This is a genomic window from Lentzea sp. HUAS TT2 (assembly GCF_051853195.1).
Taxonomy (GTDB): Bacteria; Actinomycetota; Actinomycetes; order Mycobacteriales; family Pseudonocardiaceae; genus Lentzea.
The window spans coordinates 6,579,138-6,603,022 of sequence record NZ_CP196667.1 but is presented as its reverse complement, the minus strand read 5'-3'; the positions used below and the strand labels follow the sequence as shown (position 1 = coordinate 6,603,022).

At 66.0% G+C, this 23,885-nt stretch carries 21 protein-coding genes and 1 pseudogene; 13 read left to right on the top strand and 9 right to left on the bottom strand.

Annotated features, from left to right (window positions below; all coding sequences use genetic code 11):
* The first annotated feature begins 124 nt into the window (after nt 1-124).
* The 5 genes from ACSHWB_RS32005 to ACSHWB_RS31985 all read left to right on the top strand — a co-directional run bounded on the left by ACSHWB_RS32005 (nt 125) and on the right by ACSHWB_RS31985 (nt 5,494).
* On the top strand, nt 125-1,099 hold the full coding sequence (locus tag ACSHWB_RS32005; RefSeq protein WP_439664706.1) for an ABC transporter substrate-binding protein: 975 nt from the start codon (nt 125-127) through the stop codon (nt 1,097-1,099).
* Between the two features lie 96 nt (nt 1,100-1,195).
* A complete protein-coding gene (locus ACSHWB_RS32000; RefSeq protein ID WP_439657002.1) occupies nt 1,196-2,728 on the top strand; it encodes a sugar ABC transporter ATP-binding protein in 1,533 nt (510 codons plus the stop codon).
* Nucleotides 2,725-3,705: an ABC transporter permease gene (locus tag ACSHWB_RS31995; protein WP_439657001.1), complete on the top strand. Its 981-nt coding sequence runs from the start codon at nt 2,725-2,727 to the stop codon at nt 3,703-3,705. The genes ACSHWB_RS32000 and ACSHWB_RS31995 overlap by 4 nt, the downstream gene beginning before the upstream one ends.
* Nucleotides 3,702-4,664 (top strand): galactofuranose ABC transporter, permease protein YjfF, encoded by a 963-nt coding sequence (yjfF, locus tag ACSHWB_RS31990; RefSeq protein ID WP_439657000.1) that lies wholly within the window; start codon nt 3,702-3,704, stop codon nt 4,662-4,664. The genes ACSHWB_RS31995 and yjfF overlap by 4 nt, the downstream gene beginning before the upstream one ends.
* Nucleotides 4,661-5,494 (top strand): expansin EXLX1 family cellulose-binding protein, encoded by an 834-nt coding sequence (locus tag ACSHWB_RS31985; protein WP_439656999.1) that lies wholly within the window; start codon nt 4,661-4,663, stop codon nt 5,492-5,494. The genes yjfF and ACSHWB_RS31985 overlap by 4 nt, the downstream gene beginning before the upstream one ends.
* Here the strand turns inward: ACSHWB_RS31985 and ACSHWB_RS31980 are convergent.
* Together ACSHWB_RS31980 and ACSHWB_RS31975 are read right to left on the bottom strand one after the other, a co-directional pair.
* A complete protein-coding gene (locus tag ACSHWB_RS31980) occupies nt 5,475-5,831 on the bottom strand; it encodes an alpha/beta hydrolase (protein WP_439656998.1) in 357 nt (118 codons plus the stop codon). The genes ACSHWB_RS31985 and ACSHWB_RS31980 overlap by 20 nt on opposite strands.
* 21 nt (nt 5,832-5,852) lie before the next feature.
* Nucleotides 5,853-6,215 carry a nuclear transport factor 2 family protein gene (locus ACSHWB_RS31975; RefSeq protein ID WP_439656997.1) on the bottom strand — a complete coding sequence of 121 codons (363 nt, stop codon included), beginning with the start codon at nt 6,213-6,215 and terminating at the stop codon, nt 5,853-5,855.
* Nucleotides 6,216-6,293: 78 nt separating this feature from the next.
* Between ACSHWB_RS31975 and ACSHWB_RS31970 the strand changes: the two genes are divergently transcribed.
* The gene (locus tag ACSHWB_RS31970) at nt 6,294-7,088 is read left to right on the top strand and encodes a MerR family transcriptional regulator (RefSeq protein ID WP_439656996.1); all 795 of its coding nucleotides are present in this window, start codon (nt 6,294-6,296) and stop codon (nt 7,086-7,088) included.
* A gap of 196 nt (nt 7,089-7,284) precedes the next feature.
* Here ACSHWB_RS31970 and ACSHWB_RS31965 read toward each other — a convergent pair whose 3' ends face one another.
* A complete protein-coding gene (locus ACSHWB_RS31965) occupies nt 7,285-7,389 on the bottom strand; it encodes a LuxR C-terminal-related transcriptional regulator (protein WP_439656995.1) in 105 nt (34 codons plus the stop codon).
* Between ACSHWB_RS31965 and ACSHWB_RS31960 the strand changes: the two genes are divergently transcribed.
* Both ACSHWB_RS31960 and ACSHWB_RS31955 read left to right on the top strand, forming a co-directional pair.
* Entirely contained in the window at nt 7,370-7,693 is a 324-nt protein-coding gene (locus tag ACSHWB_RS31960; protein WP_439664803.1) for a hypothetical protein, read from the top strand. The genes ACSHWB_RS31965 and ACSHWB_RS31960 overlap by 20 nt on opposite strands.
* 29 nt (nt 7,694-7,722) lie before the next feature.
* Nucleotides 7,723-8,148 carry a nitroreductase family deazaflavin-dependent oxidoreductase gene (locus tag ACSHWB_RS31955; protein ID WP_439656994.1) on the top strand — a complete coding sequence of 142 codons (426 nt, stop codon included), beginning with the start codon at nt 7,723-7,725 and terminating at the stop codon, nt 8,146-8,148.
* A 336-nt stretch (nt 8,149-8,484) separates the two neighbouring features.
* Here the strand turns inward: ACSHWB_RS31955 and ACSHWB_RS31950 are convergent, their stop codons facing one another.
* Nucleotides 8,485-8,679, bottom strand: a complete 195-nt coding sequence (locus ACSHWB_RS31950) for a hypothetical protein (RefSeq protein ID WP_439656993.1) — start codon at nt 8,677-8,679, stop codon at nt 8,485-8,487.
* Nucleotides 8,680-8,838: 159 nt separating this feature from the next.
* Between ACSHWB_RS31950 and ACSHWB_RS31945 the strand changes: the two genes are divergently transcribed.
* From ACSHWB_RS31945 to ACSHWB_RS31930, 4 genes are all read left to right on the top strand, one after another.
* On the top strand, nt 8,839-11,577 hold the full coding sequence (locus ACSHWB_RS31945; RefSeq protein ID WP_439656992.1) for a trypsin-like peptidase domain-containing protein: 2,739 nt from the start codon (nt 8,839-8,841) through the stop codon (nt 11,575-11,577).
* Nucleotides 11,578-11,635: 58 nt separating this feature from the next.
* A complete protein-coding gene (locus tag ACSHWB_RS31940) occupies nt 11,636-15,214 on the top strand; it encodes a tetratricopeptide repeat protein (RefSeq protein WP_439656991.1) in 3,579 nt (1,192 codons plus the stop codon).
* A 101-nt stretch (nt 15,215-15,315) separates the two neighbouring features.
* A complete protein-coding gene (locus tag ACSHWB_RS31935) occupies nt 15,316-15,507 on the top strand; it encodes a hypothetical protein (protein ID WP_439664802.1) in 192 nt (63 codons plus the stop codon).
* Between the two features lie 17 nt (nt 15,508-15,524).
* Nucleotides 15,525-15,692, top strand: coding sequence for a hypothetical protein (locus ACSHWB_RS31930; protein ID WP_439664801.1), 168 nt, complete (start codon nt 15,525-15,527; stop codon nt 15,690-15,692).
* A 25-nt stretch (nt 15,693-15,717) separates the two neighbouring features.
* Here ACSHWB_RS31930 and ACSHWB_RS31925 read toward each other — a convergent pair.
* Nucleotides 15,718-16,096 (bottom strand): annotated as a pseudogene (locus tag ACSHWB_RS31925) (integrase core domain-containing protein); the annotation flags it as partial.
* A 924-nt stretch (nt 16,097-17,020) separates the two neighbouring features.
* Between ACSHWB_RS31925 and ACSHWB_RS31920 the strand changes: the two are divergent.
* Complete coding sequence (locus ACSHWB_RS31920; protein WP_439656990.1) at nt 17,021-17,323, top strand: nitroreductase/quinone reductase family protein; 303 nt, start codon at nt 17,021-17,023, stop codon at nt 17,321-17,323.
* A gap of 3 nt (nt 17,324-17,326) precedes the next feature.
* Here ACSHWB_RS31920 and ACSHWB_RS31915 read toward each other — a convergent pair whose 3' ends face one another.
* The 4 genes from ACSHWB_RS31915 to ACSHWB_RS31900 all read right to left on the bottom strand — a co-directional run bounded on the left by ACSHWB_RS31915 (nt 17,327) and on the right by ACSHWB_RS31900 (nt 23,880).
* On the bottom strand, nt 17,327-18,367 hold the full coding sequence (locus ACSHWB_RS31915; RefSeq protein WP_439656989.1) for an SGNH/GDSL hydrolase family protein: 1,041 nt from the start codon (nt 18,365-18,367) through the stop codon (nt 17,327-17,329).
* Nucleotides 18,368-18,434: 67 nt separating this feature from the next.
* Nucleotides 18,435-19,889 (bottom strand): glycoside hydrolase family 43 protein, encoded by a 1,455-nt coding sequence (locus ACSHWB_RS31910; RefSeq protein WP_439656988.1) that lies wholly within the window; start codon nt 19,887-19,889, stop codon nt 18,435-18,437.
* Nucleotides 19,886-21,850, bottom strand: a complete 1,965-nt coding sequence (locus tag ACSHWB_RS31905) for a beta-galactosidase (protein ID WP_439656987.1) — start codon at nt 21,848-21,850, stop codon at nt 19,886-19,888. The genes ACSHWB_RS31910 and ACSHWB_RS31905 overlap by 4 nt, the downstream gene beginning before the upstream one ends.
* A complete protein-coding gene (locus tag ACSHWB_RS31900; protein ID WP_439656986.1) occupies nt 21,847-23,880 on the bottom strand; it encodes a glycoside hydrolase family 31 protein in 2,034 nt (677 codons plus the stop codon). Before ACSHWB_RS31900 ends, ACSHWB_RS31905 begins: the two co-directional genes overlap by 4 nt.
* Nucleotides 23,881-23,885: the final 5 nt, after the last annotated feature.

The window sequence follows — 23,885 nt, the reverse complement described above, 5'->3', positions numbered from 1 at the left end:
ACATAGGGCTGCGAACTCGTTACGAGCAAGCCCTTGACGCGACAGTTGTGAGCGTTCACTCTTGTCCACCTGACAACCGCGGACACGCGGTCGAGCTCCGCGACACCGTCGTCACCCCGGAGGAATCCCAGTGCTGAAGAAGATCACGACAGTCGCCAGCGTGGTCCTGCTGAGCGCGCTCACCGCGTGCGGCTCGGGAGGCGGTGGTGGGGACACCGGCTCGTCCGGCAGCGCCATCACGATGGGCTTCGCCCAGGTCGGCGCCGAGAGCGGCTGGCGCACCGCGAACACGAAGTCGATCCAGGACGAGGCCAAGGCGGCCGGGGTCGACCTGAAGTTCTCCGACGCGCAGCAGAAGCAGGAGAACCAGATCAAGGCGATCCGCTCCTACATCCAGCAGAAGGTGTCGGTGATCGCGTTCAGCCCGGTCGTGGAGACCGGCTGGGACACGGTGCTGCTGGAAGCCAAGCGCGCCAACATCCCCGTGATCCTCACGGACCGCTCGATCGACTCCGACGACACGTCGCTGTACAAGACGTTCCTCGGTTCGGACTTCGTCGAGGAGGGCCGCAAGGCAGGCGACTGGCTGGTGGCCAACGCTTCCGGCCAGACGAACGTCGTGGAGCTGCAGGGCACCACGGGCGCGGCGCCGGCGATCGACCGCAAGAAGGGCTTCGAGGAGAAGATCGCCTCCAAGCCCGACATCAAGGTCGTGGCGTCGCAGACCGGTGACTTCACCCGGTCCGGCGGCAAGCAGGTCATGGAGGCGTTCCTCAAGTCCCAGCCGAAGATCGACGTGGTGTACGCGCACAACGACGACATGGGCCTGGGCGCGATCGAGGCGATCAAGGCAGCGGGCAAGGTGCCCGGCAAGGACATCAAGATCATCACCGTGGACGCGGTGAAGGACGGCATGCAGGCGCTGGCCAACGGCGAGATCAACTTCATCGTCGAGTGCAACCCGTTGCTGGGCAAGCAGCTGATGGACCTCGCGAAGAAGGTCGTGGCCGGTGAGCAGGTGCCGGAGCGGGTCGTGACCGTGGAGGGCACGTTCACGCAGGAGCAGGCCAAGGCCGCGCTCCCCCAGCGCCAGTACTGAGCTACCGGCAGCTCGATCCGAAGACCCCGCGGGGCCCGTCATTCGCGCGCATCCGCGTGACGGGTCCCGCGGCCCCAGCGACGAAGGCCAGAGCCCATGACCGAGTCACCGCCAGCTGTCGTCGAGATGCGGGGCATCAGCCTCGCGTTTCCCGGCGTGAAGGCGTTGCAGGACGTCGACTTCCGGCTGTTCCCCGGCGAGGTGCACGCCCTCATGGGCGAGAACGGCGCCGGGAAGTCCACCCTCATCAAGACCTTGACCGGCGTGCACCGTCCCGACGCCGGTCAGGTCGCGCTGGCGGGCGAGGACGTGGCGTTCTCCTCCCCCGGCGAGGCGCAGCACGCCGGGATCAGCACGGTGTACCAGGAGGTCAACCTCTGCGCGAACCTCACGGTCGCGGAGAACATCCTGCTGGGCCGTGAACCCCGCAGGTTCGGAGGCATCGACTTCCCGGCGATGCGCCGCCGTGCCGCAGAAGTCCTGGCGCGCATCGGTGTGCACATCGACCCGGCGTCGAGCCTCGGCGAACACCCGATCGCGGTGCAGCAGCTGGTCGCCATCGCCCGTGCGATCGCGATCGACTGCCGCGTGCTCGTGCTCGACGAACCGACGTCCAGTTTGGACGCCGGTGAGGTCGCCGAGCTGTTCCGGATCATGCGCGTGCTGCGCGACGAAGGCGTCGCGATCCTGTTCGTGTCGCACTTCCTCGACCAGGTCTACGAGATCTCCGACCGGATGACGGTGCTGCGCAACGGAACCCTCGTCGGCGAGCACCTCACCGCGGAGGTGGACCGGCGCACGCTCATCGCGCAGATGATCGGCCGCGACCTCGGCGTGCTGGAGGCGATCGAGCACGCCGCCGAGGAACGGCAGGCCCAGGGACCGGTGCTGCTGGCGGCGGAGGGACTGGGCAGGCGCGGCGCGATCGAACCGTTCGACCTGGAGATCAGGGCGGGCGAGGTCGTCGGCCTCGCCGGACTGCTCGGGTCCGGCCGCACCGAACTGGCCCGGCTGCTCTTCGGCGCCGACCGCGCGGACTCCGGCAGGGTGCTCGTGGACGGCGCGCCACTGCGCCTGCGCGGCCCCCGTTCGGCGATCGCGGCGGGCATCGCGTTCAGCTCGGAGGACCGCAAGGGCGAGGGTCTCGTCGCCGACCTCTCGGTCCGCGACAACCTGGTGCTCGCGATGCAGGCGGCGCGCGGCTGGACCCGCCCGCTGCCCCGCAGGACGAAGGACCAGCTGGTCGACAAGTACCTGAAGGCACTGGACATCCGCCCGGCCAACCCGGACGCGCTGGTGCGCACGCTGTCCGGCGGCAACCAGCAGAAGGTCCTGCTGGCACGCTGGCTCGTCACCGAACCGCGGCTGCTGATCCTGGACGAGCCGACCAGGGGCATCGACATCGGCGCGAAGGCGCAGATCCAGCAGCTCGTCACCACGCTCGCCGCGGAGGGCACCGCGATCCTGTTCATCTCCGCGGAACTGGAGGAGGTCGTGCGCATCGCCGACCGGATCGTCGTGCTGCGCGACCGGCGCAAGATCGCGGAGCTGGACGGGGCGGTGACCGGTGTGGACGAGGTCGTGGAACTGATCGCGGGCGGGGCCGCGCCGGAAAAGGTGGTGTCGTGAAGAACCGGCTGCTGTGGCCACTGCTGGCGCTGGCCGCGCTACTGCTGCTCAACCTGATCGTGACGCCGTCCTTCTTCTCGCTGCGCATGCAGGACGGCCACCTCTACGGCGGCCTGGTCGACGTGCTGAAGAACGGCGCGCCCACCCTGCTGATCGCCCTCGGCATGACACTGGTGATCGCCACCCGGGGCATCGACCTCTCCGTCGGCGCGGTCGCGGCGATCGCGGGTGCCGTCACGTGTGTCCACATCGGAACGTCGGGCAGTGCCGGGACCGCGTTCGCCGGCATGGCGATCGCACTGGTGCTCTGCGCGGTGCTGGGGCTGTGGAACGGTTTCCTGGTGGCGGGGCTGGGCATCCAGCCGATCATCGCGACCCTGGTGCTGATGACCGCGGGCCGCGGTGTGGCGATGCTCGTGACCGAGGGCCAGATCGTCACGGTCAACAACACCGCCTACCGCCAGGTCGGCGCCGGTTTCGTGGTGCTGCCGATCTCGATCCTGATCGCCCTGCTGGTGCTGGGGATCGTGGCGTTCGTGACCAGGCGGACCGCGCTCGGCGTGCTGATCGAGGCCGTCGGCGTGAACCCGGAGGCGTCCCGGCTCGCCGGGGTGCGGTCCCGCACGATCATCTGGACCGTCTACGTGTTCGCCGCGGTGTGCGCGGGCATCGCCGGGCTGATGATCAGTTCCAACGTCAGCGCGGCCGACGCCAACAACGCCGGGTTGTGGATCGAGATGGACGCGATCCTCGCCGTCGTCATCGGCGGCACCTCGCTCGCCGGCGGGCGGTACTCGCTCACCGGCACGCTGCTCGGCGCGCTGATCATCCAGACCCTCACCACCACCGTCTACACGATCGGCGTCGCGCCGGAGGTGACGCTCGTGTTCAAGGCGGTCGTCGTCATCGCCGTGTGCCTGGTCCAGGCGCCGAAGGCCCGTGCCGCACTGAGCTTCCGGAAGGTGGCCGTCTCATGACCACTCTCACCCAACGGGTGCCCACGCGGTTCCTGCCGGTGCTCGCGACCGTGGTGCTGTTCATCCTCGCCTTCGGCGTCGGCTCGGCGCGCTACGACGGGTTCGCGTCCGGCCAGGTGATCGCGAACCTGTTCATCGACAACGCCTTCCTGATCGTGCTCGCCGCCGGCATGACGTTCGTGATCCTCAGCGGCGGCATCGACCTGTCCGTCGGCTCGGTCGTCGCACTGTCCACAATGGTCACGGCGTCGGGCCTGCAGGCGGGGTGGCCCGTGCCGCTGGTCGTCCTCGCCGTGCTGCTCATCGGCTCCACGCTCGGCCTGCTGATGGGCCTGGTGATCCACAAGTTCGACATCCAGCCGTTCATCGTCACGCTCGCCGGCATGTTCCTCGCCCGCGGCCTGTGCTTCCTGATCAGCGTCGAGTCGGTGTCCATCAAGGACAAGACGTTCCGCGCCGTCGCCACCACCCCGATCGAGCTGCCCGGCGGCGTGACCATCACCTACAACGTCGTGATCGCACTGCTCGTCGTCGCCGCCGCGATGTACGTCCTGCACCGCACCCGCTTCGGCCGCACGGTCTACGCGGTCGGTGGCAGCGAGTCGTCCGCGCTGCTGATGGGACTGCCGACCACCCGCGTCAAGGTGGGCGTCTACGTCATCAGCGGCCTGTGCTCGTCGCTGGCCGGTCTGCTGTTCAGCCTCTACATGCTCTCCGGATACGGCCTGCACGCCGTCGGCATGGAACTGGACGCCATCGCGGCCGTCGTCATCGGCGGGACACTGCTGGCCGGCGGGGTCGGGTACGTGCTCGGCGGCCTGGTCGGCGTGCTCGTGCTCGGCACGATCCAGACGCTGATCTCGTTCCAGGGCACGCTCAGCTCGTGGTGGACGAAGATCGTGATCGGCGTTCTGCTGCTGGTGTTCATCGCCGTGCAGCGGACTATGGTTCGGCGGTGAGACGCACTCGCCTGCTGCTGTTCGTCCTGCTCGCGTTGCTGGTGTCGGTCGCCGGCGTCGTGGTGCTGCGTGATCCGCAGAGCGTCGCGGGCATACCCGTCGCCGGCTCGAGCGCCGCACCCACGACCACGACCACACCGCCGGTGACCAGCACGACCACGCCGGTCCCGAGTCCCACGACGACCACTGCCAAGCCTCAGGTGGGCGCTCCCCTGGCCGGGAGGATCAAGCCGGGTGAACCCAGGCAGGGCGTCGCGACGTTCTACGACTCCGACGGCGGCGGTGCGTGCTCGTACGACCCGGGCCCCGACCCGCTGACCGCCGCGATGAACGAGGCCGACTACGAGGGCTCGGCCGCGTGCGGCGCGCACGTCCTGGTCCAGGCCGGCGGGAAGAGCATCACCGTGCGGATCACGAACCTCTGCCCCGCGCCGTGCCGCCCAGGCCAGCTGGACCTCAGCGCGGAGGCGTTCGCGATGCTCGCGGCACCCGTGAAGGGCGAGATCCCGATCAGCTGGACCCTGGTCAGCCCGGAGACGGCCAAGAAGATCTCGATCCGCTACAAGACCGGTTCCAGCCAGTACTGGTGCGGGATCCAGGTCCTCGACCACCGCAACCCCGTGGCCCGGCTGGAGGTCCAGGCGGGCGGACAGTGGCGGCAGCTCAAACGCTTCGAGTACAACTACTTCCTCTCCGAGAACGGCGCGGGCTGCGGCGGTTCGGTCGCGGTCACCGACGTCCACGGCGAACGCCTGGTGGTGAACGCCCTGCCGGTCAAGCCGGACGCGGTCCAGCCCACGAACGTGCAGTTCACGCGCGCCGGGCAATGAGACCGGCCGGGAAAACGTCGATCACGGGCACGGCAGACGTGATGACGCTGCGCTCGGGGTCGATGTCGAGGTCGTGGGCGCGATCCGACACCCACACCAGGCCCGCGTAGCAGTCCTCGACGGGACCTGGAGGGGGTGTCTCGGGCACGAGCCGGTACTCGACCGAGATCACGGCCATGCCCATCGGGTCGGCCAGGTTCAGCATCTCGGACAGGCCGAACCGGTCGTCTCCGACGATCATGCCGCCGCCGTGGACGTCTCGAACCGCCCGTGACCAGCGCTCGGCGACCGTCGAGACGATCGCGATCCGAACTGGACAACGCGCTCTCCATTGCAAATCGGCGTAGCGCGGGTTCGGTCAGGCCGAGTGGTTGGCGATGACGAGTTCGGCGACGAGTCCGTCCTGCAACGCGAACCGGTAGTCGAGTTCGGCGACGCCACCGGGGAAGGTGCCCTCGAGCCGCACGGTCACCACCCAGTGGGCGTCATCGACGCGGCGAGCGCCGATCTGTTCGGTCGTGTACTCGAACTCGGACCCGGCGTCCCGCAGGAACGCGTGGACCTGCTCCCTGCCGCGGAAGGTCTCGTCCTGGTCGACGACCACCACGTCCTCGGCGAGGAACGAGGAGGCGGTGTCGGCGTCGCGGGCGATGTGGGCGGCGAAGAACTCGCGCACGGTGGCCGGGAGCAGATCGGCTGGGAGATCGGTGTGCTGTGTCATGAGCTCATCGTGTGACCTCACGGCGCGGGAGGGTCAAGCCGTGGACTCTCCCCCTGGGAGAGAGTCCACAATGGCGGCGTGCTGACCATCGGGGAGTTCTCGCGGCTGACCCACTTGAGCGTGCGGACCCTGCGTCGCTATCACGAGGCGGCCCTGCTGGAGCCCGCCGTGGTGGACGAGACCACCGGTTACCGCTACTACGGCCTCGACCAGATCCCGACCGCGCAGGTCATCCACCGGCTCCGCGAACTCGACGTCCCGCTCAGCGACGTGCAGCGGATCCTGCGGACCCCCGACCCCAGTGTCCGGGCGGCCCTGGTCGCGGACCACCTGCAACGCCTCGAGGACGTGCTCGACCGCACCAGGGCCGCGGTCGTGTCGCTGCGGCGCCTGCTCCGACCCGACCCCGCGCCGATTGACGTCGAACTGCGTGCGGAGCCCGCCAGGACGGTCGCAGCGGTGGAAGCCGTGGTCAGCGGTCGCGACGTCGAGAGCTGGTTCGCAGGCGCGATGGCCGAACTGGAGGCGGCCGTCGGCGCCACCGCGACCGGACCGCCGGGCGGCTGCTACGACAACGCCCTTTTCGAACAGGAGCGCGGTCACGCGCTCGTCTACCTGCCCACCGCTGCGCCACCTCGCACCGGACGCGTGCACCCCGTGGTTCTTCCGGCCGTTGAACTGGCCGTCACCACCCACGTCGGCGAGCACGACGGCGTCGAGGTCACGTACGGCGAACTCGGGACCTGGGTGGTGGAGAACGCGATGTCGGTGGCCGGGCCGGTGCGGGAGGTCTACGCCGTGGGCCCTCGTGACACGAGCGATCCCGCCGCGTGGCGCACCGAGATCGGCTGGCCGGTCTTTCGCGTCACCTGAGGTGGTCAGTGCGGAGTGGAGTCCTGGAACGGACAACGCCACGAACGCCGCACCGGGGTCCCCTGTACCCGGTCGCTCGCACACGAATCCACAATGCATCTGTGCCGGAGGTCTCCGCATGCGTCGAACGACTCAAGTCCCGTGTGGACCCGTGCGAACAGCGTCTCGAATGGACACACCCGAGTGTTTCTTCCGGCTACGAGCTCTCCGGTGCGGCACGCAGCTGGGTGCGGTTGGTGACTCCGAGCTTCGGGAAGATCTCGTACAGGTGGCTATTCACCGTGCGGTGGGAGATGTACACCTGGTCGGCGATCTCCCGGTTCGTCAGCCCGGAGACGACCAAGAACGTCGCGACCCGCTACAAGACCGGTTCCAGCCAGCACTGGTGCGGGATCCAGGTGCTCGACCACCGCAACCCGTGGCCCGGCTGGAGGTCCAGGCGGGCGGGCGGTAACGGCAGCTCAAACGCGACGAGGACGGCCGGCTGCGGCGGTTCGGTCGCGATCACGGACGTCCACGGCGAACGCCTGGTGGTGAACGCCCTGCCGGTCAGGCCGGACGCGGTCCAGCCCACGAACGTGCAGTTCACGCGCGCCGGGGAATGAGACCGGCCGGAAAAGCGTTGATCACGGGCATGGCAGATGTGAAGCTCAGCCCGACCGAGTGGGTCCAGAATCAGACGAAGCAGATCCTCGAGACCGGGACGACCGAGGGCGTCAAGGTCGTCGGCAGGCCGATCGTGCTGCTGACCGTGCGCGGCGCGAAGAGCGGAGCCCTGCGCTACACCCCGGTCATGCGCGTGGAGCACGACGGCAGCTACGCGGTCGTGGCCTCCAAGGGCGGCGCGCCCGAGCACCCCACCTGGTATTTCAACATCAAGGCGCACCCGGAGATCGTCCTGCAGGACGGCACCGAGGCGAAGGAGTACACCGCCCGTGAGGTCGACGGCGCCGAGCGGGCCGAGTGGTGGGAGCGCGCCGTCGCGGCCTTCCCCAACTACGCCGAGTACCAGGAGAAGACCGACCGGCTGATCCCGCTGTTCGTGCTCGACCCGAAGTAGCCCTCACCACCGGAGGGGAAGCGTGGCGAGGTAGTCGCCGAGCTTCCCCGCCACCAGCCGGTGGTCGCGCGCGGAGAAGTGCCAGTCGCACCCGAGGCGGTCCAGCGCCGGGTCGCTGGTCACGACTTCGCTGATACCCTTGTGGTTGAGACTTACGCGACGAGGCCGTCACCTCCTGGTTGCACGGATGAGGCCACTCAATGCGGAATCGAACCCGTGTCTGAGCCCCGGCCCCGGCGAACGCGCCAACGGCCAACTCAAGGCCAGGGACATCCTCCGCAAACTCCGCTGCCGCCCAACCGCGCCGACCGACTGACTGACCAAAGCCATCCACGCCTACAGAACTACGGGGCCACTACAGGACGACAGAGGCTCAATAAGCCGGTTCGCTGCCTCGTCGTCCGGAACATCAGCAAAGAGCGTTCTCCGCAGCCGCTCAACCGCCAGCCCGGCGAGGTCTTCCAACAGCTTCCAGCCATCGCCGATAAGGCATTCGACGAATGCGAGGAGAATACGGCGCATCTGCGCCATACGCCGTCTCGACACCGCAGTGCATAGGGTCGCTTACATACCCTCATCACTGGTCTCAACCATATTGATCCAAACGATCACAGCGTCGGAGAACCCCGCAGGTTGAGATGCCCTGTTTTTGTCCATTAATGAGTGCCGCCTTCGTGCGAATATCCCTCGGTGGCGCACAAGGACTTCACCGGTAACGAGACGGGCGATGTCCACGGCATTGGCTTCCAAATACGCAACGTCCACGGCGACGTCTACCTACAGCAGACCCCAGCCTCTGCCAAGCCAGTGGAGTGCGATCCGCCGGCGTTGTGGGCCGAGACCATAGAGTTGCCTGTCGAGATCACCCACTTGCCGTGGGCTCAAGAGCAAGCCTCCGATCTGCAGCCGTATCAGCAGTTGCGTGGTGCACGCACCCCGTCGCTCCGGGCGGTCTGCGTGCGCCAAGGACTCGGCGGCGTCGTCGAGACGCAGTACGACCAGGGGAAGCCCACGCTGTTATCTAACGAGCACGGCCGCTTGGTCGAGTTCCCCGTCGTGCCGTCGGTTCGCGTCACTGTCCAGCCACCTCCCAAACCGATGCGGTCGGCGGTCGACGCCGACCCGCACCTGATCGTCGTGGGCGGTCCAGGACAGGGCAAGTCGACGCTGACCTTGCGTCTCACCGCGGAGATCTGCCGGAACTGGAAGCTGAAGTCCGACGACGATACGGCCCCGCTGACAGAACCGGTGATCCCGCTCCGTATCACCGCACGCACTCTGGCCCAGCACCTCGGCAGTTCGTTCACCCAGGCGTTGGCCGACAGCGCCTTCGCCGAGTACGGCCGCTACATGAACGGTCTGGTCGACGCAGCACTGTTCGCCGGCAGGGTTGCGGGGTGCCGCTGGTTGCTCTTGGTCGACGCGCTGGACGAGGTCGCCGATAGTGCGCTGCGCGCCACTCTCGTACACACCATACAGGCGCGGGCGTCGTTGCCGGATTGTCGTGTCCTGCTCACGGCCAGACCGACCGAAGGCGGCGTCCTGGCCGCATTGCAGCGTGCAGGGTCCGCCCGCTACGAAACCCAGCCGTTTGATATAGCAGGGCTGGAACGCTTCGCGCGCAAGTGGCCCGAGGAGGTGAAGGGTGACCATGCTGACCGCTTCCTGCGCCAGACCCACGAAGCGCACCTCGACGAACTGGTCGAGGTGTCTCTGCTGGCCACGATCGCCGCGATCGTGTTCGCGCAGCACCAGGACCGCCCGTTGCCCGGCAACCAGTTCGAGCCTTACGAGAACTACCTCGACTACATCAGAGGCGACCGCTCGGCAACTGGACCGTTCGACCGCTATCGCGTCCCGCTCATCGAGCACCTCGGGCGCACTCGGCTGTCGACCGACAGTTCGCTGGCTCTCGCGGTGCACGAGCAGACGCGCCTGCGCGACATCGCACCGGTCGACACCCTCATCGCCTACCTGGTGGGAGCGGGCCAGTTCATCCAGCGCGGCAACGACATCGTCTTCACCCACCACAGCCTCGCCGAATATGTGGCCGCAACCCCGATCGTCCGCGACCTCCCTGACAAGTTCGCGCCGGAACACCACGACTTCGGCGAGCTGCTGCACACCGCACTTCCAGCAGAAGGCGGCCGCTTCGCTCGCCCCGTGCTGCTGCGCTACGCGCACACCACCGCAGCAATGACTGTCGACACAACAGAGTTGATGGTCGGTGCGCTGCTGGTTCTGCCACCGGTCCTTCCAGCGGCCCGCCCGCTGCGTTTGTCGGGGTACTTGTCGCAAGCCAGTCTGCTGCACCGCTGCCTTGTGTACGCGTGTAACAGAGGCAACTTGTCGAACGACACGTTCAGAGACTTGCATGCCACTGGTACGGCAGACTGCGGCTGCCGTACCAGATTTCACCGTGCTGACAAGATCAGCAAACGCATTGGTTGCGAGGGACACATGGAGACAGCCATCAGCAGGGCGACACTCGTTCGCGAGCTTGCAAACCTGTATCCTGATGACGAAAGCGTACAGCGCTTACTCAGTTTCGCTGAGATCCCTATGTCAATGGTCCGTTTCAGTAGCAGACCGATTGACACCTGGCACAGTGCACTCACCGAGACCGGACATCGGAACAAGCTGGTAGAGCTTCTTCAAGTAGTCTTGCTCGAGCAGCCTGAAAACGCGGTACTTCACGGCGGCCTGCGGGATTCCCTGACTCTACCCTCCGGAAGTTCGACACTTTCGTTGGCTGTAGGCAACGTCGAGAAGATCATGGGCTCACAGAGTACTTTGTTGCCGGTTTCATTCTTGGAGACCGGGCTTCAGGTGGCGCGCTCGGTAGGGCGGATATCGACCCCCGGAGGTTCACTCGGGACTGGGTTTCTCATTTCCAATGACATCCTGGTTACCAACAATCACGTTCTCCCTACGTTTCACGAATCCAGAGACGCTGAAGTACGGTTCAACTATCAGGCCGATAGTAGCGGCACGATATGTGAATACGTGACTTTGCCGCTATGTCCAGCCGACGGGTTTGAGACATCATTAGAGTCGGATCTCACGCTCGTGAAGATGCCGCAAGGCACGAATTCTGCATGGGGCGCCATAAGCGCCATTGAATTCGACACTTTCGCGACGAAGCGGGTGAATATCGTGCAACATCCAGGCGGTGGACCAAAACAAATTGCGCTTTACCACAATATTGTCAGTCACATCGATGACACCATAATCCAATACTACACTGACACCCTGCCGGGATCATCCGGATCGCCACTTCTTGATGATCAGTGGCGACTGGTCGGTGTCCACCACGCCGGAGGTCAGTTGTACTCGCCGTCAGAGAAGAAATGGGTCTACCGCAATGAGGGCATCGCACTGAATAAGCTGCTCGAGTTGATCCAGCGTTTCCCGCGCGGTAACTACTAAAAGGCCGAGCGCGATGAACGAGATAACGTGGCACCCGATCTTAGGCAAACTTGAGCCCTTGTTGAGCCAGCGCTATACGGACCGCGCAGAGATTCGAAGAGTGCTCAGCAATGCCGACATCGGCAGCGCAAATCTACGCTCGGACCTCAGTCCAGCTGTGACATGGCACGAGGTGCTCACCAATTTGACACCCACGCCGGCGTCACTCAAACGTTTATTGGAATCCGTTCAAGCCGACTACCCGGACGAGCCGCTGGTCGTCGAGGCCCTGTGGCGTATCTCAGGCGAGGAAGGGGCCAACGAGAGCGGTCCGCTCGCAGAGGCCCAGGAGAATGCTTCATCAAGATCCAAGCTTTCACATTGGCTACGCAATGAGTGGCTTACCAATGGTCCGAACGTATGTTGCGTCCAAGGATTCTCGGGCGTTGGAAAATCCTTTCTAGCCGATAAGCTCATCATCGACTCTGGCCTGCCAAGCGCATTAATTGAAGTCCCTACGAGTCGAATGCAGTTCGACGACGCCACGCTTGTCATATCCGAATTTCTTGACCGCGATCTGGGCGTCCGAATACCCCTGGGTGGAGACTTTTCCAATAGTCTCATCGATTTACTGCGATCGCAGACACTGCTCGTCATCGACGATTTCCAGAACTGCCTAGACGACAGCGGGAGAATGCTTCCAGGGTATGAGGAGCTGGTTTCTCGGCTGCGACCATCTCGCCATAGAGGGCGCATACTACTATTGAGTTCGAGGGCTGTCTTAGAGGAGGAGCTGGAGCACGTTCAGGTAAGGACATTGCCCAGCTTCGACACTTCGGAGGGGATTGGAGCGTTGACTCGCTGGCTTGCCGAGTCCGGCAGGCAGGCTGAGGTTCCACACGATCGCATGGAGGACGTCGTATCCTGGCTCGGAGGTAACGCCCGCGCACTAAAGACCCTGGTGGCGAGCCTGCGAAAGTGGCCATTGGACGAGCTCATCAACCTCTCTCCGGCTTCTTGGGAGATGCGCGGAAACCGTATCAGTCAAACCCTCGTCCGCTACCTTGAGACGCAATTGGTGCGCAAGACCTTGTCGGCGATATCCGAGCATAGCCAGGATGCACTGCAGAGGATATCGGTCTATCGCAGATCGTTCAATCGCGAACAGATACTGGCCCAGATTCAGTCCTCGCTCGATTCAGCGATCAATGATCTTGAGGACAACTTCTTGATCGAGCGCCGTCGCCGCTGGTACTCGATGAACCCTGTCGCACGAGAGGTCGCTGCCGCAAAGTTGCGGAAGGATGGCCGTCGCTTGATGGCCTCCCATCGTGTCGCCGCCGATTACTACATGCGCCCATTCAAAGCTCGCCGAACTACTCCTGGTCGGAATGCCGCAAACTTCATCGAGGCGCGCTACCACTTAACCGCTACGGGTGATGAGCATAAGCTGGCGGATATTTCACAACTCTATTCCCTGCATTTAGAGAGAGTTTACAAAGCTGAAACCCAGATTCCTCTGGACGCTGATGAGATTTCAGAACAATGTGCAGTACTTGAAGGGGCGCTCTCGGCAGGGAGTCCTTCGGCTGGCATGCACGTTTACTTGGCCAAGCTCTATCTGGCACGCAATCGAAATGACGATACCGACCGTGCCGCAAACGAGCTTATTAACGCGGCGATCCTTCCGCGATGCCCCAAAGAAGCATGGTTGACACTCCTGCGACTCGGTCGTACTGCAAGCGTTCAGCGGCTGATAGCAGACAATGGACCAGCGCTCGATCTAGAGGTATTCCTGCTACTCGGCCGACTGCTCTTTCGGAGTGGTCGACTCGACGAGGCCGTCGCCGCGTTGATCGACGGTACTAAGCGTCTCAAAAATCCACTCGATTCACCGTCGCTCTACGAGGCCGCGGCGAAGATGCTGAATGCAGCAGGTAAATCTACCGATGCGATTGACCTGCTGCGTGCGGGGATCGAACAACTCCGGGAGCATCCTGGAACCGTTCTCCTGTACCGACAGATAAGTGAGACACTCGTCAGGCAAGGCCGTCATGACGAAGCAGTGCAGATCACCAAGAATGGAGTCAATGATTTTGGAAATAGCCCTGAATCCTTAGCGCTCAGGATTGAAGTTGTCAGGATCCTACGTTTATCCGGGAGGCACGCTGATGAACTTCAGAAAGTGTCCGAGAACTTAGCGAAACTTGAGGGTGTCCCAAATTCTGCCGATTTATACACCAGGGTCAGCAAAATACTCGTGGATGTCGGTCTTCTCGATACGGCAGTACATCTATTACGGTCCGGAATTGATTCACTGCAAGCACATTCCGGTGCGGTAGGATTGTGCAATGCCGCTGGCACCTTGCTAGCGAATGCAGGACGGACGAGTGAGGCATTAGACCTGATTAGCAAAGGCGCAGCCAGCCTGCGCGCCCACCCCAATGTTGCTTCACTGTATCGACATACCAGCGATCTGATGATCGCAGTCGGGCGCGCTGATGAAGTGCTCTTATGGCTTGACGATAGCCGCATTCGCCTTGATTTGTCTCAAATAACCTCAACATTATCTGAAATTGCCGGTGAAGTGACGAGCAGAATCAGCCGAGCTGATGCGGCTGCTGCAGATATTCCAAAGATCCCGCTAGGTAACAACGAGGAAGGCCAGGCACGTCTGCGAGAATCTGTCAGAATTCTTGTGGCCGGCGGCAGGATCAGCGAAGCGATTCAGCTTCTCCGACAGGGAATCACCGCTCTGGACACAGGATCGGCCATGTGCATGCTCTATCTAGATTCTGGTCGCGTGCTGGCATCGAGCGGACTTCTCAACAACGCTGTCAGCATACTAAAAGAAGGCATCATTGCTGTCGGCGCAGTCGCCGGAGTGTCCCACCTCTATCATGAAGCGAATTCCTTGCTGTTTGCTAATGGTCGGTTCGAAGAAGCGGTTTCATTGCTACGCGAAGGTGTCATTAATGTCCCCATGAGAGATGCCTCTATTCTATATCACGATCTAGGTGAGTTGTTGATCGCCACTGGCCGGGCGGATGAGGCCCTGGACCTCTGGCTCCAGGCGATCGACCAGCTTAATGAACAACCGGGCGTCTCCTTCTTGTATCACGACGCGAGCACTCTGCTGATCGCGCGAGGTGCGCCCGACAAGGCGATGCAGCTGTTGCGTAAGGGTATTGCGGAACACGCGCCGGAGGACCTTTCGGCCCTCTATCACGATCTAGGTGAGTTGTTGATCGCCGCTGGCCGTATTGATGAGGCCCTGGACCTCTGGCTCCAGGCGATCGACCAGCTTAATGAACAACCGGGCGTCTCCTTCTTGTATCACGACGCGAGCACTCTGCTGATCGCGCGAGGTGCGCCCGACAAGGCGATGCAGCTGTTGCGTAAGGGTATTGCGGAACACGCGCCGGAGGACCTTTCGGCCCTCTATCACGATCTAGGTGAGTTGTTGATCGCCGCTGGCCGTATGGATGAGGCCCTGGACCTCTGGCTCCAGGCGATTGACCAGCTTAATGAACAACAGGGCGTTGAATACCTTGTCCGCGACGTCAAAGGGATGGTGGCGCTCCTACCCGTCGGCAAGCGGCAAAAGGTAGAACGTGTGTCTCGATTGACTGAGGATGAAGAAGCTGAGGCTGACTAGGAACCCGATTTTTATCGGGTTAGCCCGGATCTTTCGCGCTGCCGCTGTATGAGCCCAGGACAGGCTTGACGTCAGCTGGGTGTAACGCCTTTGCCGGTAACATGCAGGTGGGTGATCGATTTGAGGCGCTGACGGGGTCGGACAGCGATCTCTTCGCCGCCGTGCAGGACGCGCAGGTGGGTGTCTTCGATGACGACGGTGATCAGCTTGCCGCGGTGACGCGACCCGAGCTTGATCCGCTGGCCGCCGGCCAGGATGCGTCCGCTGGCATGGACTCGTCGTTGGGCGCGTAGCGATCCCGCAGGCAGCGGTGGCGGCAGCGTTCCAGGCGGTGACGGTCCGCCCGGACAGCATGCTGAACTCGCCGCTGGGCGGCGCGCGTGCCTCGAACTCGACGGCCATCCCGTCCGCGGCGGGTGTGGGAGGCTCGACCACGTCGATCGCCTGGTCAGGCGCAGATTCGTCCGATGTGGACTAGGGAACTTCGAGCCGGGTCGGCCGTTGGGGCAGAACAAACTGGCCGGAGTGACTATGTCCAGCGACTGGTACGACCGCTTGTAGTTGTAGCAGGCAACCCAACCGTCGATGGCGTCCTGCGCGGTGGTGAGGGACTCAACCGGTGCAACGTGGTCGAGAACCCTCACGCAGGGTCTTGTCGAACCACTCGATCTTGCCGGTAGTCGTCGGTGAGCGAGGCTTGGTCAGCCGCGCGGTGATGCCGTTGTCCCGGCAGATCCGTTCGAACAGCACCTCGACCGGCGATGGCTTGGCGTACTTGCCGGTGAACTCCTTTCCGTTGTTGCTCAACACATCCGAGCGCACACCATCGCGGCGCATCGCCGCAGTGAACGTTCCCGCCGTTGCGCGATGGCACGGAGGTGCTCGATCAGCTCGCCCGCCTCGCGCAGGTCGGCTCATCCAGCCTGCGTGTGCCCAACAAGCGACGACCCTGTTCGGGTAGCTCTCGAGGCCAGGTCGCGTCGTCTGGCTTGTCGCTTCGGGCACCAGAGGCACAAACTGTTCAAAGGTGGCAGGTTCTGGAGTCGCAAGGCGGCCAAGAGCTCTTCCGGCTCCACGTCCATGTGCTACATCATCTGGGCCGACACCCGCACGTCAGCCGGGGTGCTAGCCACGACCGCCACCCGAACCTGATGCATCCTCGGCCACGTCGCCGAACTGTGCCCGCAACCCAGTCCTAAGCTCGCCGTCGCCACTGTCGTCAGCACCGGCGGCTGATGTCGGGCCCGCATGACCTGGCGGTGCGCCAGCAGGCCGCATGCGCTCCACGATCCTTCTGGGATCGGGCAACGCCTGGTCGAGTGTCTCCAAAGTGTGCAGCACGACAGCGGACATCGAAGGGATGGCTATCACCAGCACCTAAGCGTCCGCTTCGTGGCCGCACCAGCGCTGCAAGGGCGCGGGCACAAGCACCATGTTGCGGAAGGTCAGCACGGAGGCGACCTGCTCGCCCGGCGCATGACGATTTCGTGGTCCTCGTCCACGCCGACGGTTACGCGTGTGCCCGGAGTCCACTCCAACTGCGAGAACAACTGTTGGTCGGTGAGCCTGCCGTCGGAATCGAGCAGTGCCACCGTGTAGCACCGACGCTGCGGACTCGTCCGTTGCTCGGCGGGCGTGTCGCCGAGTCGGGAAGTCTCAGGTCCAGTGTGCGTGGTGCGCGGGCTGGCCCAGGGGCCCTGGGGGAGGCCAGTCGCCAGCGCATCGCCAGGCTCTGCGGAGGGTTGGTCAGTCGTGGCGTCGCCGAACCTGAGGACCTGGACGATTCCGTCAGTCACGGCCACCGCAGTGCCCGCTGTTGGAGGAGGCCGGAGTGCATCCCGTGCGCCCCTGAACAGGCCGTACGGGCGGTCGAGAAGCTGCCGTTACGGGATCGGTCCCGGATACAGGTGTTGGGGCGGCAACATCAAGGCGCACCCGGAGATCGTCCTGCAGGACGGCACCGAGGCGAAGGAGTACACCGCCCGTGAGGTCGACGGCGCCGAGCGGGCCGAGTGGTGGGAGCGCGCCGTCGCGGCCTTCCCCAACTACGCCGAGTACCAGGAGAAGACCGACCGGCTGATCCCGCTGTTCGTGCTCGACCCGAAGTAGCCCTCACCACCGGAGGGGAAGCGTGGCGAGGTAGTCGCCGAGCTTCCCCGCCACCAGCCGGTGGTCGCGCGCGGAGAAGTGCCAGTCGCACCCGAGGCGGTCGAGCGCCGGGTCGCTGTAGTTCCAGTGACGGACCCGGCTGTCGCCCTGGTCGTTGCGGTCCCGCACGACCTGGCGGACGGCGTCGGCGAACGTGCCGGACGCCTCGGGGACGCTCACGACGATCGTGGTGGCCGGGCCGTAACGGGTGCGCAGCTTGTCGAGGAAGCCCTGGTAGGCGGACTTGTACGCGGTGACCAGGCTGTCCGGGGTTGGCCACTGCTCGCCGGGGTTGAGCGGGGTGGAGAAGTCGTTGGTGCCCAGGCCGACCACGACGAGCTGCGGCCGCCATGTGCCGGGCTTGCGCCAGACGTCGCCGTCGACGTGCAGCAACGCCCGGTCGTAGTAGGTGCGGTAGCTGGTTCCCGGCGTGTGACCGTTGTAGTTGCGCACCACGCCCAGGCCGGAGTACGCGTTGACCTGGTAGTCGGCGTTGAGCGCCTTCGCGGCGAGTGCCCCGAAGCTGATGTCGGTGTTGGTGTTGCGGGTGACGCCGCCGTTCGCGGAGCAGTCACGGGTGGTGGAGAGGTTGCCGTAGCCCGCGGTCAGGGAGTCGCCGATGAACTCGATCTGGCGGGTCCGTGCCGCCGGCTTGGCGAGAACCGTTCCGCCGTTCACCGCCACGAAGCCACCGAACTGCCCCGCCGCCCAGGGGCTCTCGGTCCGTTTGACCAGGCGCACGCGGTGGGCGCTGTCGACGAGGCCGCGGACCCAGTGCGTCGTTTTGCCCGGCATCGTCAGCGTCGCGACGGTCGCGCCGTCGATCTGCACGTCGTAGTCGTTCACCGGGTCGTTGAGCACGATCCCTACGCCGGTGCCCCGGAACCTGCCCTCGAAGTAGACCCCCGGCCAGGTGTACTGACCGGACGCCGTGACCCGGCCTGCGGTGTGCGCCTTGGTCAGCGGGTTTGCCGCGGTCGCCGGCAGCGGTGTCAGTGTGGTCATCAGGACCACCACCGCACCCAGGGCCGCGTGTACATGCCTGCGTGATCCGTTCATGAACCCCTCGCTCTCAGTTGAGCTGCTGGTACTCGAACCAGTCGAAGTGCACGGTCCCCGCCGCGGCGTACAGGCCGATGACGCGGCCGGTGAACCCACCGGCCACCTCGGTCGAGAGGTACTTGCCATCCAGCGTGGCCAGTTCAGCGAACGTGCCGTCGGGCTCCTCGACTCCGAACGACAGCGTGTCGGGTCCGGAGCGAGCGTCCCGCAGCGTCCGGGCCTCGTCCACCCGCACCACGAGGACCAGCGGCCCCTCCGGCACCGGCCTGGCGGCGACCACGGTGCCCACCGGTCCGATGCGGGCGAGGACCCGCACCTCGCCGTGTGCGGCCTCGATCTCGTAGTGGTGGTCCTCGTCGAGCCGGACCGCCAGGCCACCGCGGCCCTGCGCCGGGTCCAGCAGTGTGCGGGCGAGGCAGGACAGGTGTTGTTGGCGCCGTCCGGCGAACACGACGGCGGGATCGTCCATTCCGGACCCGCGGGCGTGCAGCGTGAGCCAGCCTGGGCGTTCTTTTGTCGTGCAGTGCTGCTCAAGGCGGTCGCGCAACGAGATCCAGTGCGGCGGCAGATCGGCGAGGTCGAAGTCGTCCCGTTCCACCACAACGGAATCTGACGGCCCGGGCGACAGCTCTCCGACGATCGGCCAGCCGTCGGTCCAGGTCACCGGTGCCAGGAAGGTCTCCCGGCCGAGGACGTGCCAGCCGGGGGTGCCGCCGCCGGGTCGCACGCCGAGCAGCACCATCCACCACGTGCCGTCCGGTGACTGCACCAGGTCCGCGTGACCGGTGTTCTGGACGGGCTCGTTCGTGCCGCGGTGGCTCAGGATCGGGTTGGCGGGGCACGGCTCGAACGGGCCGTCCGGCGACGAGGAGCGGGCGATCGAGACGCCGTGGCCGCGTTCGGTGCCGCCTTCGGCGATCAGCAGGTACCAGTGGCCGCCGATCCGGTACAGGTGTGGTGCTTCCGGTGCTTTGGCGCCAGGGGTGCCGGACCACAGCCTGCGCGGTTCGCCGAACGTCTCGCCGGTGGCCGGGTCGATGCGGTACTGGTGCACCCCGGCGACCGTGCACCAGCAGATGCCGTCGTCGTCCCAGGCGAGGTCGGGGTCGATGCCGCCGACGCCGGGCAGCGGGATCGGGTCGGACCACGGCCCGTCCGGATCGGTGGCGGTGAAGACCATGTTGCCGCCGCCGTGGCTCACATTCGTGACGACCAGCCAGAAGCGGCCGTCGTGGTGGCGCAGCGTCGGTGCGTAGATTCCCGCCGACGACGGTGTGTCCGCGGTCAGGCACAGCTGGCTGGGGCGTTCCAGGGCGTTGCCGATCTGCTTCCACCGCACCAGGTCGCGGCTGTGGAAGACCGGGATGCCGGGGAAGTACTCGAAGCTGGAGCACACCAGGTAGTAGTCCTCCCCCACCCGGCACACGCTCGGGTCGGGGTGCATGCCCGGGATCACGGGGATCACCGCGGATCTCCTGTCAGGACAGCGCATCCGCCGGGTGGCAGCTCCCGTACCGGTCCGCCCGTCAGCACGTCGTAAGCGGCTTCGGGCAGGGCAACGGGTTCGGTGCCGTGGTTGAGCACGAACTGCCAGCGGCCGTCCTCGCTTTGGCGCACCACGACTTCCAGGCCGGGCAGGCCCGGTTCGATTCCGGCAGAGGCCAGCAACCGGGTGACCAGTGTGGTGTAGTCCGTGTCGTCGAGCCGGGTGGACAGGTACCAGGCTTCGCCCGTGCCGCAACGGTTCCGGGTCAGCGCGGAAGAACCGGCGAGCGCGCCGTGGGTGTAGGCGGCGATCGTCTCCGCGCCCTCCAACCGCACCGACTCGCTCCAGACAGTGCCGTGAGTGGAGTCGGAGAGGATGATTCGTTCCTGGTGTCGCAGCGGCCGGTACTCCTCGACCCGGACGCCCAGCGCCTCGCGCAGCGGAGCGGCCGGGTAGCCGCCCAGACGGGCGTGCCCGCGACTGTCGACGACCCCGCTGAAGTGCTGGACCAGCAACGTTCCGCCGTGCACGACGTAGCGGCGCAGGTTCTCCGCGCCCGCGTCGGAGAGCAGGTACAGCGCCGGTGCGATGACCAGCCGGTACCGGGCCAGGTCCGCTTCCGGATGTGCGAAGTCGGTGACGACCCCGTTGTCCCACAACGCCCGGTGCGCGTTGCGCAGGGCGGAGTGGTAGTCCAGTTCGGACGACGGCAGGCCGTCCGCGCTCATCGCCCACCACGCGTCGGAGTCGTGCAGCACGGCCACGTCGGCGGTCACGGTCGAGCCCGCGAGATCTGCGAGCCGGGACACGGCCTCACCCGTCGCCTTGACCTCGGCGAAGACTCGGCTGTCCGGGCCGGCGTGCGGGACCATCGCCGAGTGCCACTGCTCGGCGCCCGCCTTCGACTGGCGCCACTGGAAGAACAGCGCCCCTTCCGAGCCGCGCGCGATGTGGCCGAGCGAGTGCCGCAGGATCTCGCCGGGTTCCTTGGCCAGCGTCCGGCCCTGGTCGTAGACGGTGCTGGTGCCCTGTTCCATCAGCAGCCACGGCCTGCCGCCGCCGAACGAGCGGGCCCGGTCCGCGGCGAACGCGACGTCCGCCGCCGCGTCCAGACCCGGCCGGTCCGGGTAGTGGTCGATCGCGACCAGGTCGACCTCGCGGCTCAACGCCCACAGGTCCACGTTCTGGTAGCCGGGCTGCATCATGTTCGTCGTCACCGGACGGTCGCTGTGCGCGCGGATGGCGTCCTGTTGCTCGCGGTAGGCGGCGACCACCTCGTCGGAGAAGAACCGGCTGAAGTCCAGTGTCAAGCCGGGGTTGCGGTGCCACTGGGTGGCGCGTGGCGGCAGGACCTGCTCCCAGCTGCCGTACCGCTGGCTCCAGAACGCCGTCCCCCACGCCTCGTTGAGCGCGTCCAGCGAGCCGTGCCGGGCACGCAGCCAGATCCGGAACGCGGCGGCGGTGTGCTCGCACCAGCACAACGTCACGTACTCGTTGTGCACGTGCCACAACGCCACCGCCGGGTGGTAGCCGTAGCGTTGCGCGAGTGCGGAGGCGATGCGCTGGGCAGCAGCGCGGTAGGCCGGGGCGCTGACGCAGTAGGTGTCGCGGCTGCCGTGGACCAGCCTGGTGCCGTCGCGGGTGACCGGCATGGCGTCCGGGTGGGCCAGCGTGAACCACGGCGGCGGGGAGGCGGTCGGCGTGGCCAGGTCGACCGCGACCCCGTTGGCGTGCAGGCGGTCCAGGTGCGCGTCGAGCCACGCGAAGTCGTACCGGCCCTCCTCCGGTTCGAGCAGGGCCCAGGAGAAGACGCCGACCGTGGCCAGGTTGACCCTGGCCTCGCGCATCAGCTCGTCGTCCTCCTTCCACACCCGCTCGTCCCACTGCTCGGGGTTGTAGTCGCCGCCGAAGGCCAGGCCGCCCAGTCGTTCCGCGATCACACTTCCTCCCGCACGGGCAGGCGCGCCCCGTCGCGCAGGAACAACGGGATGCGGTCCAGCGGGGCCGCGACGGTGACCGTCCGCCCGCCCTCGTGCTCCTCGCCGGTCCACGCGTCGGTCCACCGCGCGCCGGGCGGCAGGTGGACGTCGCGTTCGCGGGCGCCGGCCTCGGTGATCGGGGCCACGAGCAGGTCGGGGCCGAGCAGGAACGCGTCCTCGACGCGCCAGGCAGCCAGGTCGTCCGGGAACTCCAGGAACACCGGCCGCATCGGCGGCACACCGGTCTCCGAGGCCGTGCGCATCTGCTCCATGACGTAGGGGCGCAGGCGCTCCCGCAGCCGCAGATGTCCGGCGAGGATCTCGTACGCCTCCTCGCCGTACGACCAGACCTCGTTGGCCAGCCCGGTCATCGCGGGCTCCAGCACCTGCTCGTCGCCGCGGAAACCGTGCAGGCGGAACAACGGGCAGAAGGTGCCGTACTGGAACCAGCGCACGAGGACCTCGCGGTAGGCGGGATCGTCAGGGTCGCCACCGTGGAAGCCGCCGATGTCCGTGGTCCACCAAGGTATTCCGGACATCATCACGTTCAGTCCCGCTTTGATCTGCGTGCGCAGCGTGGCGAAGTCCGTGCCGATGTCGCCGGACCACAGCGCGGCGCCGTACCGTTGCGCGCCCGCCCAGGAGGAGCGGTTGAGCGAGATGATCTCGGTCTCCCCCGCCGCGCGCAGTCCGTCGTGGACGGTGCGGGCGTTCTCGCGCGGGTACAGGTTGCCGACCTCCAGGCCTGGACCCGCGTGGTAGCGCAGGTTGTACTGGTGGCCGGGTTTGAGCTCGGGTTCGCCGGCGTCCAGCCAGTACACGGAGATGCCGAGGTCGTGGTAGCCGCGCCGGATCCGTTCCCAGACGTACTCGCGTGCCTCGGGGTTGGTGGCGTCGTAGAAGGCGACCTGGGCGGAGTAGGCGCCGAGTCCCTTGTCCGGCCAGTCGGCGTGCGCCATCGGCCCGAACTCGGTGCCGACGAACAGCCCCTGGTTCAGCATGGGGTGGTAGTTCTCGCTGGCCGGACTCACCGACGGCCAGACCGACACCATCAGCTTGACGCCCATCTCGTCCAGCTCGCGGACCATCGCGGCCGGGTCGGGCCACTCGGCGGGGTCGAACCTCCACTCGCCGAGATGGGTCCAGTGGAAGAAGTCGCAGACGATCACGGACAACGGCAGCCCGCGCCGCCGGTGCTCGCGGGCGACCTCCAGCAGTTCCTCCTGGGTGCGGTAGCGCAGTTTGCACTGCCAGAAACCAGAAGCCCACTCGGGTAGCTCCGGCGAATGCCCCGTCACGTCCGCGTAGTGGCGCAGCACGTCGGCGGGGCTGCCCGCGGTGATCCAGTAGTCGATCTGGCGGGCGCTGTCGGACACCCAGCGCGTCCCGGTCTCCGCGAGCTCCACCCGTCCGATCGCGGGCGAGTTCCACAGCAGTCCGTAACCGCGGTCGGAGACCAGCAACGGGATGGTGACCTCGGCGTTGCGCTGGACGAGGTCGATGACCGCGCCCTTCTGGTCGAGCATGCCGTGGGTGTGCTGGCCGAGGCCGTAGAGCCGTTCCCCGGGATAGGCGCGGAAACGCTGCTCCAGCCGGTGATGGCCGTTGCCGGTCGGGGTCGCGAGCCGCGGTCCCGGCCACCAGAAGTGGGCCGGTTCCTCCGCGAGGAGCTCGGTGCCGTCCTCGGTCCTGATGAACGTCAGCGTGCCCGCGGACGCCCCCAGCTCCGGGGTCAGGGCGCCTTCGGTACCGGCGTCGATCCGGACGGTGAGCGCACCGTGGACGAGAGTGGCGTGGTGCTCGGAGATCTTGACCTCGACCGTGCCGTTCCCCGGTGTGCCGAGCAACGCGCCGGGCAGGTCGTCGAGCAGCGGGCCGGCCGGAGTCGCGCGCACGCGGACCCCGTCGGGGCCCCACGCCTCGACGCGGAGCGTCTCGCCCCTGGCCCGCCATTCCAGCGCGGTGCCGAGGTCTCGGAAGTACTGGGGCATGCGGA